Consider the following 12034-nt stretch of genomic DNA (forward strand, 5'->3'; position numbering starts at 1 on the left):
ATGGCAGCCAGCTAGGAAATAGCTGGTTGTTGACTTTTCGTTGTATTTAAATAAGAACAATTGATGCTGTCAGTCATGTTGTGGCAAATTCCCTGGTTATAGGGGGGGAATTAAAAGGTAAACAACACTATATCCTTGTGATGTCTGCGATCACCACTAAAGCCACGTTGAGTGCGTCTCGAAGATAGTTTTAAAAGAAGCAGCAGACCCCGACCCCAAATAGGGGATTCTGCTGCGTTTTAATCAGGTATGGAAGCCGAAAAACGATAGTGGATGAAAGGTGTTCCATCATCCTTTACTTCAATACGATTTATAAAGCGGTGCAAAATCTCGGGTGTTAACTCATCGAAATTTAGAAATTGAAGTAATTCTTGTTTGAACTTCTCGATGTTATCCGCCGTTTGTTCACTTTCCATCGCTGTTAAAAGATCGTTCTTCTTTTCTGCTAACTCGTTAATTTCAATATTATTAGCCTCTACATTTTCACGGTATTCCTCTTGAGTAATTATCTCTTCGGCTAACATATTGATGTAGTTTCTTTTGCGACGCCTAATGACCTCGAGTTGCTTTTCTAATTTCTCAAGTTGTTTTTCAATGTTTTGCTTCGATTTTTTTGATTGAGCTTCTAACTTTTTTTAATATTGCTGCTTGTCAATCTGTTTCACTAACTTCTGGATGTCAGTTAGAATTGTTTCTTTCAGTAATTTCTCTCTAATTAGATGATTACTGCATGCTTTTTTACCTTGACGTGCATAGCTTCCACAAATATAGCCTTCACGATTACTCCTGTACCACATTCCTGTACCGCAGTCTTTGCAAAAAAGAATGTTGGTAAATAGATGCTTCTTAGGTGCTGTAATATACTTTGTTCTAATTTTCATTTGTTGCTGAACGGCATCAAATACTTCGCGTGTAATTATTGCATCATGAGCCTTTTCAACAATTATTAGTTTTTCAGGACTCAACCTTTTTTCTCTTTTTACTTGTCATACTTACTGTAGTTGAACGATTCTGTACTAAGTCACCTACGTAGTGAGGGTTGGGAAATCGATCGGTTATACCTGCATATCCTGTTGTCAGCGATGCAATCAAGACATTATTTGAAGATGTCGGAATCGGCAGGAAAAATGTAGAGGCTTCCGCAAGAGAAGCGGTGGAAAAAATCAACATAGGTATAAATGAAATACAGAAACCATAAATCTGTTATTCCTCTAGTAAATAAGCTAGAGGTTTTTTTATTGAATAAAAATGTCTCATATTAGTACAAAACCTGCTCACCCTAAACCTATGGGAATGAAATTGTATTTAAGTGCCAAAAATTTTAAATACCCCTATCCAAAGATATTGGAATCTAACTTTTATACTACCTGATATAGTTAAAAGCAAATAAGCAATAAAATTCTTCATAGAAGGTTAAGAGATTGCAAGAGTAGGTTAATGCCAAAAATGAAACCGCTTTAAATGTCATAACGGATACGAAAGCTGTATCTGTATGTTAAGTTTGCTTCTGCCAATTAAGAACAAAGGAGGCAGCAATTAGAAAAAATTTTGTGGAACACCCGTAGACTGACGGGATTTTTGCTAGTCATGATTAAATAGTAACAGCAAGTTTAAGGGTGGCAAATATGTTGATTATTGATTGGGAATAACATACTGCACAAAAGAGAAGTGTTGCAAAATTTCTGTATTAGGAGGGGGCCATCGAGAAATGACAAAACTTATACCAAAGGTTACAGCCTATAGGAAGAATATAAAGTCTAATACTCTAGTGTTAGAGCATGTAGAGGTCAAAAAAGAAACCAGTGGTACTCTTTTCAATACATCAGGCGTAATTACGCACTGTATCTGTTTTTAGCTCCTGCCATTATTCTAACCATTATTTTTAAATATGTACCTATGTATGGATCGATTATTGCATTTAAGGATTTTAGCCCAATGAAAGGGATTTTAGGAAGTGATTGGGTTGGACTGGAGCATTTCAGAGATTTCCTAACATCACCAAATTTTGGCGACATATTTATGAATACGCTTTTGTTGAGTGTTTATGGACTTATTATTGGGTTTCCAGTCCCTATCATTTTAGCTTTAATGCTGAACCAACTAAGAAGGGCAGCAATTAAGAAAAATATACAACTTGTGCTATATGCACCAAATTTTATTTCAGTTGTAGTTGCTACAGGGATGTTGTTTATCTTTTTCTCACCAACAGGACCCATTAATTTTATAATGTCTGTTTTTTTTGATAAGCCAATATCGTTTATGACAGATACGGACTATTTTAGGTCGCTTTACATTTTATCAGGAATCTGGCAAGGTGCTGGTTGGTCTTCGATTAATTATGTAGCGGCGCTGGCGAGTGTCGATCCTCAGTTATATGACACAGCTAAAATTGATGGTGCTACACTTTTACAAAGAATCAGGCATATAGATCTTCCGACTTTAAAACCGGTAATGGCTATTTTATTTATTCTTGGAGCTGGTGGAATTATGGCGATTGGGTATGAAAAGGCTTACCTAATGCAAACATCTATGAATCTGCCAACTTCAGAAATTTTACCAACATATGTTTATAAAAAAGGATTGCAAGCTGGTGACCCTTGGGATAAAGGTAATATATCCGGTAGAGGCACTTGAGCAAATTCTTCAGTTTGGAAATGCAATGGGAGCATATGTAGCTCAAAGAAAAGGTGGCATTCCATCCATGCCGACTTTATGTAAAATACAGGAATTTATAGCAAACCAAATGGAGATTTAAAGTAATTGGAGGTAGGTATGACCGATTGGGTATGAAAAAATTACTGGCAATATTAACTGCTGCAATGTTATTAGGCGGGTGTACTATATTAAATCAAGATCTAAAGAATGGAAAGGATTTGGAAGCACTGCGACCCAAGAAAATGCAAGCAGCCACATCAGATTACTATACAGAAATGTATCGTCCCCAGTACCACTTCTCAACTCCTACAGGAAATTTAGCTGATCCTAATGGACTCATCTATTTTGAGGGGGAGTATCATTTATTCCATCAGAAAAATGGGAACTGGGCACATGCAGTAAGTAAAGATTTGCTTCATTGGGAACACTTACCGATCGCACTGGAGCATGATACTTTAGGACAAGCTTTATCTGGAAGTGCTGTAGTTGATTGGAAGGATTCGACAGGTTTTTTTTGGAGGTAAAGCAGGCCTAGTTGCCATTTATACGAATACAGAAGGTGGTGAGGCACAAAGTATTGCTTATAGTAAGGATAATGGAAGAACATGGGAGAGATATAAAGAGAACCCAGTCATAAAAAATCCAGGAATTAAAGACTTCCGTGACCCGAAAGTGTTTTGGCATGAGAAAACAAAAAAATGGGTGATGGTTGTATCAACCAATCAAAGTGTGACCTTTTTTAATTCAGATAATCTTATTGATTGGAAATTCCAAAGTCAATTTGGTGATAAAGAAGGTTCGCATGTGGCTGTATGGGAATGTCCCGACTTATTCCGATTACCTGTAGATGGGGATAAAGATAAAGGAAAATGGGTCCTTCATGTAAGTATCGGTGATAATGATATAACAAACGGTTCGACTGCCCAATATTTCATTTGGGAATTTGATGGTAAAAAGTTTGTTAATGAAAATCCCCCTGAAACAGTGTTAACAACAGATTTTGGTCAAGACTTTTATGCGGCACAATCATTTTCCGATATTCCCAAAAAAGATGGCAGGAGAATTTGGTTAGGTTGGATGGCTAACTGGAGATATCCATATCAATCCCCGACAGATCCATGGATGTGTTCTATGTCGATACCTCGTCAATTATCCTTGAGGACTGCAGCAGATAACAGTTTTAAGCTGTTTCAAGAGCCTATAAAGGAAATGGAAAGTTTAAGGTCAGACCACATCTCCCTTGATCCATTTGAGGTAGACGGTGAGCATTTAATAAAAGAATTTTCCGGTACAAACTATGAATTTCAAGCAACGATTGAATGGGATAATGTAGAGGAATTGGGGATTCGATTACGCCAATCTGAAAAGGAAGAGACAGTATTTGGATTAAATGCTAAAGGGGAAAGACTCTTTTTAGATAGGTCCCGCGCAGGAATAAATAGTCTACTTGACCGCAATGGCAGCGCATTTCAATTTGGTAGAAGCTATTCAGCCGATTTTACACCGGAAAAGAAAAAAATGAAAATAAGAGGCTTTGTTGATGAGTCGTCTATCGAATTATTTATAAATGATGGAGAATACACCTTTACAAATCTGATTTACTCAAAGCCTACGAGCGATGGGATTGAATTCTATTCAAAAGGCGGGAAAATGAAGGTTGTTAAACTAGATTTCTATCATTTGTATTAAACATGGCGTGAACGTCCTAAAGAACAGGAAGTCGAGCGCATTGTGTTAAGTGAGGAATATGCAATGTTGGAAGTGGGGGAAAGTAAAATAATTCAAGCTCAATTAAAATCTGACTGGGTAGAGAACGATGCAAAGTTCATTTGGGAATCTAAAGACCAAGAAAATCTCACTATCACTCCAATGGATGACTCTAGTATTACAATAAAAGCCATTAAACCAGGTGTCACACATATTCAGGTGAAAGAACAATTAAGTGGAAAAACCAAGGAAATGAAGATTAGAGTTGTGGAAAAGTAAGAATAAAGTAGTATACTCTGCAAAACTACTTTGGAACAAATGACAAGGAGGAAACTAATTTTGAAAAAATGGATTTCAATATTTTTGTCAACTATACTTATTACTACCTCCGTGGGAACGTATCTTGTTTATCCTTCGAAAGGCTTGGCAGCTGTACCCAATCAAACCATAGGGGAAGAAACGAAGGTGGAATCAACTATTTTTGAAAACACAAACAAAGCAACTACAAATCTAACAGGCTGGCAAATTAAAGGGAAAGGCACACTGGAAGACACAGAACAGGGACTATTGCTAACATCAGAACCAAAAGAAAATGTAATGGCGATTTCAGATGTCATCTCTGAAGATTTTATCTATGAAGCAGATGTGAAAGTAATAGACAAGAATGCGGATGCCACCTTAGTATTCCGCTCTAATGAGGATGGCTGGGATTCCTATATGCTGCAAATCGTTCCTAATGCGGGAATCATTCGCCTTCGTGATGCTCGTGATGAAAAGAGATTAAAAGAGGAACGCAAGGTTAAGTTGCAAGAGGGTGGAATCTATCATCTGAAAGTGAAGGTGGTAGGAGATACGATCAAAGTTTATTGGGAGAACAAGTACGCTCCTATAATTGAGGTAAAAAATGCTTCATATAACAAGGGGTTTCTTGGACTTAACGTATGGGATGGGGCAGCATTATTTCAAAATGTAAAAGTCAGCGAGCTCTCAACAAATCTTGGTTCAACCATATATAAGGAAGGAAACTGGGAACCAGCTATCAAAGGTTTGAAAGGAATAGCTGATAATGCTGTGAAAGCAAAGCAAATCTATAATAAAAGCGCAAGCGACTTTGTACTCGAAGGAAATGTTTCTTTTGATCAAAACCCATCGGAAGCAGCACTTGCTTTTCGTGCAAATGAACAGGGAACAACTGGTTACCAGGCGGTGCTTTATAAAGAAGGTCATACAGTCAAGGTGCAATTGAAAAGGGCGGACGGTACAGTACTTAAAACATCGGACCATACCTATGAATCTCAAGAAAGTACCAAACATCATCTTGAAATTATAGCAAATGGCAATGAAATCGAACTGTATGTTGATGGCTACTCTGAAGCTGCTGTTAAGGTGACGGATAGAAGCTACAAGACTGGGTTTGCAGGATTTACCGTAACATCAGGTTCTGCCTACTTCCAAGATGTTTATCTAGTTCCAACATCCAGCTATTACAAAGAAAAATATCGGCCAGACTATCATTATACTCCAGCTCGCGGGTCTGTAAGCGATCCGAATGGTCTGGTCTACTACGAAGGCGAGTATCATTTGTTCCATCAAGATGGTGGGACTTGGGCCCATGCGGTAAGTAAGGATTTGGTGAATTGGAGTCGACTTCCTATTGCCTTGCCATGGAATGATCATGGGCATGTCTGGTCCGGATCAGCTGTAGCGGATTTAAATAATGCTTCCGGTTTATTTACGAATACGGGAGGGAAAGGTCTTATTGCATATTACACTTCGTTTAATCCAGATGGATGGAATGGGAACCAGCGTATTGGTCTTGCCTATAGTACCGATCAGGGACGTACTTGGAACTATTCAAAGGAACGCCCGATTGTAATTGAGAATCCCGGCAGGAATGGGGATGATCCGGGAGGCTGGGACTTCCGTGATCCTAAAGTCGTCCGGGATGATGCAAACAATCGATGGGTTATGGTTGTATCCGGCGGAGATCACATTCGCTTTTTTACTTCTACGAACTTAATAGATTGGAAGCTTACTGATAATTTTGGTTATGGAAATTATGTGCGCGGCGGAGTATGGGAATGCCCTGATCTCTTCGAACTTCAGGTTGAAGGGACAGATGAGAAAAAATGGGTTTTGATGATTAGTACTGGGGCAAATCCAAAAACGCAAGGGTCTGATGCGGAGTATTTTGTTGGACAGTTGACAGCTGATGGTAAATTCATCAATGACAATCCAACTGGGAAAGTACTTAAAACGGATTACGGAAAGGAGTTCTATGCATCAATGTCATTCTCCAATATGCCGGATAATCGCCGTGTAATGTTGGCCTGGATGACCAACTGGGATTATCCGTTTGCATTTCCAACTACGGGTTGGAAGGGAGAACTGACGATTCCGCGAGAGGTACGATTGGTGAACACAGATGAAGGGATAAGACTCGCACAAGCTCCGATTAAGGAACTACAGTCCATTCGCAGCACCATATACCAGACACAGAACAAAATAATAAATCCGGCTAATGCTTCAAACTTGTTAAAGGGAATCAAATCAGGAGCTTTTGAAATAGAAGCTGAGATTGAAATTCCTTCTACAAGCCAAATAACCGAATTTGGTTTTCAAGTTCGTGAAGGTGCGGACCAAAAAACAGTTGTTGGATACAAATCAGCAGATAACAAAATTTTTGTAGATCGTGCTGAGTCAGGTGAATCTGATTTTTCCAGCCTTTTCTCAACGTTACATGAGGCTCCATTAAAACCGGATAATAAACGTATTAAGATGAATATCTTTGTAGATGATTCATCCATTGAGGTATTTGCTAATGATGGGAAGATAGTTTTTTCTGATGTTATTTTCCCTGATCCTTCGAGTCGTAATATTCACTTCTACGCCAAGGGAGGCGAAGTGAATGTTGTATCATTACAAGTACATTCACTTAAAGATACTTGGGGCCACAATGCGGAAGATGGTACAAGTATTGTAATGGATACAAATCAAAGGGAGATGAATATTGGTGATGCTTTAAACTTATTTGCATCTGTGAAAAATGGAAATGGAAAGGGTACTCAGCCTATTAAATGGACATCCAGTGATTCGAATATAGTGGAGGTTGCGTCTTCTACTAACACCAGCGCAGTACTTAAGGCGGGAAGCAAAGGAGAAGCAATCATAACAGCGTCTACGCCGAATGGAAAGGCTTCTGCAAGTGTAGTGGTAAAAGTATATGATGGTGAATTTCATACTAATTTAACTGGATGGGAATCAGACCTTTCGGCATCAAAATGGACTATCACCGAAAATGGAATCCGTGGTACGCATACAAGTGATGCAAACTATATGGCTAAGGAAACTGCGGGAGACTTTATCTATGAAGCAGAAATGATGCTGGGAGAAGCAGGTGGTGCAGGTTCCATTCTATTCCGGGCAAGTGAAGATGGTAGAAGCGGATATTACTTTAATCTTGATCCGAATATGAAGGCTTTTCGTCTATTTTACAAGATTGACGGAGGCTTTGAGGAACGTATGGTAATTGGGAAAGTTCCTGCCTTTATTCAACCAGGAAAGACATATAAAGTGAAAATCGAGGCGAAGGGTCCTCACATCCAGATTTATGTGGACGGTCAGAAAATCATGGATTTACAGGATGGAACATTTGCCGAAGGGCATTTTGGTGTAAATGTCTTTGGAGGTCAAGCAACTTATCAACATGTTAATGTCATCAATGCCTCAGAAGCAAACTTAACGAAAACAAGCTTTACGAATATAGTAACAGGAAAAGCTCTTTATACATCCAAGTCTCAGAACGGGGAGCCGGTGACTATAGCTGATGCAGACCAGGCTACAAACTGGACCCTGATTCCAACGGGTGATGAGCATGGTTCCTATTCAATCCGAACAGATGGCGGCAAAGCGCTTGATATGGATGCTGGGCAAAATAAAATTCAGCTGTACAACTATCTTGGCTATAATAATCAGCGCTGGATTATTACTAAAAATAATAATGGGACTGTTAGTATCACTTCTGTTCATAATGGGAAAGCACTCGAAATAACAGAAGATGGAATTTTGACTCTTGATGATTTGAATCCAGATCAGGGGCTTCAGCAGTGGGCGCTTTCTTCTGATAAAAATTAAAGAGATTTGAAGAGATATAAGAAGAAGAGCTTTGATCGGTATAAAAAAGTTATAGCCACATTCGGTGAAGTATTGGATTATCAGCCTTCCGTTACAACTAGATAGTATTTAAGATTAAAAATAATAAGATGGAGATTAGCGGATTAGGCTAATCTCCATTTTAAATGAGTTTAAGGGGAGAAAAAATAATGTTAAAAAATATTTTTTCCTCGATTAAAGAAAGAGTGATATTTTTGGAATATCCCCTCATTTCCTCAATTTGGCCGGATAGTCAGTAAGTAAAACTATACCTTTTGTACGAGTTTGGGAATAATACACTTATAAAAACGAAGCTTATGTTTAAGATTATAAATAAAAATACCAAGTTATTTGCTGCGCAGTACAAGAATGCTGTTCAATATAAAAAAGAAACTGTACAAACGGTGATTTTTTAATAGAAAAACTGCTTTAAAAGGTATGCACCACTACATCAATAAATCTGCGATCACTATTCAAGCCACGTTGAGTGCGTCTCGCAGTTAGTGTTGAAATAGTCTGCGATCACTATTCAAGCCATGTGGAATGTATCTCGCAACTCATTATAAAGAAAGGCAACTAACCCTTTGGGCGTTGCCTTCTTACGTTTCTTGTAGCAGATTAACAAAGCTGTATTGAATATGGACAGTTCCATCGTTCTTACAGGTGATCTTCTCAACCAGGGAATGAAGATCCTGCGGTGTTAATTCCTTTAGGTTGAGGACATCTTTTAGCTTTTTGCCGATATTAATGGCGTAATACTCGTTGTCGCATTCCTGTAGTTTCTCATTAAGTTCGGCCTTTTTGGTTTGAAGGTCCTTAATCTTGCTGTCCGTTAATTCTCGATATTCAACCAAATCTTCTTTTGAAATGACATTTTCAGTATAGAGGTCTACATATTCCAGCTTTTTGTTTCTTAATTTTTCTATTTCGGATTGGACCTTTTCAAGCTCTTTTAAAATGTTCCGCTTTTTTACATTAAGCTTATTTAATAGGGAGTTTAAGAAGGTCTCTTCCTTTAGAGAGTTAAACAGTGCTTTTAAGTCCTCCATAATCACATGCATAAGCTCTTTTTCCCGAACGGCCACCTTGTTAAGACAAAAAGTATCACCATGTCTAATGTTTCCTCCACAGCGGTAGCTGTTCTTGTACGGTTTTCTATCATTACCTGTATGGCATTAAAGGTTTCCTTTGGAATGATTTTTCTGTTCTTTATCCATATTGGTATGAATTTACTTTAGAGTAAGCTTTAACCTAGAATGGTTGAAGGGCTTAAATTGAGGAATTTGCAAATATATCTATAAAATGGCTATAATGAATTAACATAAAGTGCAGTGGCTTATATAAGCTACCAAGTAAGAAACCCTTCAAACTGGTTGATGTGAAGGGTTTCTTTTTTGTTTGAGATAATTAGCTTTGATTGTTTTGAGATTGAGGATAAGATCGATCAAACAGAATTGTTTAAAAATAATACAAACTCCTATTCGGAAATATGCATAAATATTAGTTGTTATTGCGGAATCTTTATTGAAGTAACGGGAAGTTTAGTGGAACAAACAACAACATTTATTTATATCCAAAATAAAAAACCCCAAAAAGGGGTTAATATCTTTGATTATGTGTAATTTAGTTTTACTGATATTGACTTAGACCTCTTTTGAAAGCTGCTAAATGATTTTGAGAAGCGTCACCAAGTTGTTTCATTACAACTTTAACATCTTGAGGAAGACCAGAAATTGATGATAATTTATTATACATTGCTATGTTGTCAACTTCTCCTTCAACGCCAGCCTGATAAGCCTCTTTTAAAGAACCAGGTTCTTTTGTATACAGTTTTGCATTGTCTTCGGGAACCTTAATTTTGTACTTTTCAAATAAAGAAAGAAGTGCTGAGATATGTCTTTGCTCTGCAGCCTTAATATTCGTAAAGGGTCTAATTGAACCGAATTTTGCAATTATAGTATCGTATCTAGCTTGTGCCAGATACTCATCTTGAATTGCATAAGTTAAAGCTTCTTCTAAAGTAATAGATGAATCCTGAAGTGCTCCTTTAGCCCCGTAATTTTGTGGAAGTTGAGTTTCAGCACTTGCTTCAACACTATAAAAGGCAAAAAGCAAAAGAATGACCATTATAATAATGTTTGGCAATCTTGTTATTTTCCTTTCCATCAAACATCCCCTACCTTCTAAAGTTTTCTTAGTTATTTTTCTCAAAATCCTTTTTTAATACACAATAAATTTTTTAGACTTGCACTCCATATTTTTGCTTTCCATAAGATAACATTATTTGAATGGGGAGATATGTAATATGTATCCTTTTAAGAACAATTACAATGTTAATTACAGACAAACTGATAATTTAGTAAGCGACATTGAGAGAGCAATTAACGGAGAGTATAGTGCCATACAGTGTTATGCAAATATTGCAAGGATGGCACCTACGGAACAAGTAAGGAATCAAATACTTGAAATTAGAAAAGATGAACAAAAACACTTACAACAGTTTGTCCAGATTTACATGAGTCTTACTGGGAGACAACCTCAACCGAAAATTGTGGAAGGATGTCCAAACAATTATCGAGAAGGACTTGAATTTGCTTTATTAGATGAGCAAAAGACAGTGGATTTTTATCTAGATATTGCAGATGAAACTAATAACCAATTTATAAAAGAGATGTTTCGTCGAGCTGCAGCGGATGAACAAAATCACGCAGTTTGGTTTTTATACTACCTTTTTAAACAGGGTTAAAAGGCGATTATTATCGTTAAATGAATTGAGGTGGAAATATGGAATTTAAAAGACCTGACGATATTCAAGAAAACTGTGTTCTTCCTTATTGTGCACAAACAACGGATTTTGCCCCCTTATTTGTGGCTGAAGCTTACGACAATGTAGAAAAGAAAATAAAAGAAGTTCGTCTGGAAAGTTATCGTGGAAAATGGGTTATCTTATTTTTCTATGCAAGTGATTTCACTTTTGTTTGACCCACAGAGTTGGCAGCGGTCGCTGCGATTTATGATCAACTGATGTTTCTAAATACAGAAGTCCTTGCTATAAGTACAGACAGTGTATATTCCCATAAAATTTTCACTGAGGTTTCTCCTTCAGCATCACAGGTTACGTTTCCGCTCTTAAGTGACCGAACACATAAAATTAGTAAAGCATACAGAGTGCTAAATGAAAAAACTGGGGCTACATTAAGGGCAACCATTATTATAGATCCAGAAGGAACGATTGTTACCAAATTCGTAAATCCTTTGGAAGTCGGTCGAAATGTTTACGAAATTTTACGGGTAATTCAAGGGATACAATATAGTAGAAGGACTGGGGAAGGAGTCCCTGCTAATTGGGTCCCAGGTCAGCCTGGAATTATTAGGGATCCAAAGTACATTGGTAGGATTTAAGGACTATCAAATAATCATTTTTAAATAAAAATGATTATTTGATTTTTAGTATACATTTTCGGTTCTCCAACAATCGGGTGCTTGAGTTGTAGATGGGGGTTGCGGTTACGCAGCTCTT

Annotated in this window: 12 protein-coding genes and 1 pseudogene; 9 read left to right on the top strand and 4 right to left on the bottom strand. The window is 37.5% G+C overall.

The window, feature by feature from the left end:
* Positions 1-239: 239 nt before the first annotated feature.
* The gene (locus QNH29_RS02230; RefSeq protein WP_283863240.1) at positions 240-524 is read right to left on the bottom strand and encodes a DUF4368 domain-containing protein; all 285 of its coding nucleotides are present in this window, start codon (positions 522-524) and stop codon (positions 240-242) included.
* A gap of 111 nt (positions 525-635) precedes the next feature.
* Complete coding sequence (locus QNH29_RS02235; RefSeq protein WP_283863241.1) at positions 636-881, bottom strand: recombinase zinc ribbon domain-containing protein; 246 nt, start codon at positions 879-881, stop codon at positions 636-638.
* A 158-nt stretch (positions 882-1039) separates the two neighbouring features.
* Here QNH29_RS02235 and QNH29_RS02240 point away from each other — a divergent pair, with 158 nt between their 5' ends.
* The 6 genes and pseudogenes from QNH29_RS02240 to QNH29_RS02265 all read left to right on the top strand — a co-directional run bounded on the left by QNH29_RS02240 (position 1040) and on the right by QNH29_RS02265 (position 8496).
* Positions 1040-1198 carry a hypothetical protein gene (locus tag QNH29_RS02240; RefSeq protein WP_283863242.1) on the top strand — a complete coding sequence of 53 codons (159 nt, stop codon included), beginning with the start codon at positions 1040-1042 and terminating at the stop codon, positions 1196-1198.
* Between the two features lie 623 nt (positions 1199-1821).
* Positions 1822-2595: pseudogene (locus tag QNH29_RS02245) on the top strand (ABC transporter permease); the annotation flags it as partial.
* A 191-nt stretch (positions 2596-2786) separates the two neighbouring features.
* Positions 2787-3179, top strand: a complete 393-nt coding sequence (locus QNH29_RS02250) for a hypothetical protein (protein ID WP_283863243.1) — start codon at positions 2787-2789, stop codon at positions 3177-3179.
* On the top strand, positions 3142-4344 hold the full coding sequence (locus QNH29_RS02255) for a glycoside hydrolase family 32 protein (RefSeq protein WP_283863244.1): 1203 nt from the start codon (positions 3142-3144) through the stop codon (positions 4342-4344). The genes QNH29_RS02250 and QNH29_RS02255 overlap by 38 nt, the downstream gene beginning before the upstream one ends.
* 42 nt (positions 4345-4386) lie before the next feature.
* Complete coding sequence (locus QNH29_RS02260) at positions 4387-4641, top strand: hypothetical protein (protein WP_283863245.1); 255 nt, start codon at positions 4387-4389, stop codon at positions 4639-4641.
* A gap of 39 nt (positions 4642-4680) precedes the next feature.
* Complete coding sequence (locus QNH29_RS02265; protein ID WP_481858810.1) at positions 4681-8496, top strand: GH32 C-terminal domain-containing protein; 3816 nt, start codon at positions 4681-4683, stop codon at positions 8494-8496.
* A gap of 617 nt (positions 8497-9113) precedes the next feature.
* Here QNH29_RS02265 and QNH29_RS02270 read toward each other — a convergent pair.
* The gene (locus QNH29_RS02270) at positions 9114-9599 is read right to left on the bottom strand and encodes a hypothetical protein (RefSeq protein WP_283863247.1); all 486 of its coding nucleotides are present in this window, start codon (positions 9597-9599) and stop codon (positions 9114-9116) included.
* 309 nt (positions 9600-9908) lie between these two features.
* Here QNH29_RS02270 and QNH29_RS02275 point away from each other — a divergent pair, with 309 nt between their 5' ends.
* Positions 9909-10136 carry a hypothetical protein gene (locus QNH29_RS02275; RefSeq protein ID WP_283863248.1) on the top strand — a complete coding sequence of 76 codons (228 nt, stop codon included), beginning with the start codon at positions 9909-9911 and terminating at the stop codon, positions 10134-10136.
* Positions 10137-10143: 7 nt separating this feature from the next.
* On the opposite strand, the gene QNH29_RS02280 is transcribed toward QNH29_RS02275, so the two are convergent.
* Positions 10144-10680, bottom strand: a complete 537-nt coding sequence (locus QNH29_RS02280) for a ferritin-like domain-containing protein (protein WP_283863249.1) — start codon at positions 10678-10680, stop codon at positions 10144-10146.
* A 139-nt stretch (positions 10681-10819) separates the two neighbouring features.
* On the opposite strand from QNH29_RS02280, the gene QNH29_RS02285 reads away from it, so the two are divergent.
* Together QNH29_RS02285 and QNH29_RS02290 are read left to right on the top strand one after the other, a co-directional pair.
* Positions 10820-11260 carry a ferritin-like domain-containing protein gene (locus tag QNH29_RS02285; protein WP_283863250.1) on the top strand — a complete coding sequence of 147 codons (441 nt, stop codon included), beginning with the start codon at positions 10820-10822 and terminating at the stop codon, positions 11258-11260.
* Positions 11261-11298: 38 nt separating this feature from the next.
* Positions 11299-11916, top strand: a complete 618-nt coding sequence (locus tag QNH29_RS02290) for a peroxiredoxin (RefSeq protein WP_283863251.1) — start codon at positions 11299-11301, stop codon at positions 11914-11916.
* The last annotated feature ends 118 nt before the right edge of the window (positions 11917-12034 follow it).

The sequence above is a fragment of the Neobacillus sp. DY30 genome (assembly GCF_030123065.1).
In the GTDB taxonomy this organism is placed as follows: Bacteria; Bacillota; Bacilli; order Bacillales; family Cytobacillaceae; genus Neobacillus.

What these genes read in the sequence shown, in the direction of transcription:
- QNH29_RS02230 (WP_283863240.1), bottom strand. Translation starts at nt 524, where the DNA reads ATGTTAGCCGAAGAGATAATTACTCAAGAGGAATACCGTGAAAATGTA.
- QNH29_RS02250 (WP_283863243.1), top strand. Translation starts at nt 2,787, where the DNA reads ATGAAAAAATTACTGGCAATATTAACTGCTGCAATGTTATTAGGCGGG.
- QNH29_RS02285 (WP_283863250.1), top strand. Translation starts at nt 10,820, where the DNA reads ATGTATCCTTTTAAGAACAATTACAATGTTAATTACAGACAAACTGAT.
- QNH29_RS02235 (WP_283863241.1), bottom strand. Translation starts at nt 881, where the DNA reads ATGAAAATTAGAACAAAGTATATTACAGCACCTAAGAAGCATCTATTT.
- QNH29_RS02265 (WP_481858810.1), top strand. Translation starts at nt 4,681, where the DNA reads ATGACAAGGAGGAAACTAATTTTGAAAAAATGGATTTCAATATTTTTG.
- QNH29_RS02280 (WP_283863249.1), bottom strand. Translation starts at nt 10,680, where the DNA reads ATGGAAAGGAAAATAACAAGATTGCCAAACATTATTATAATGGTCATT.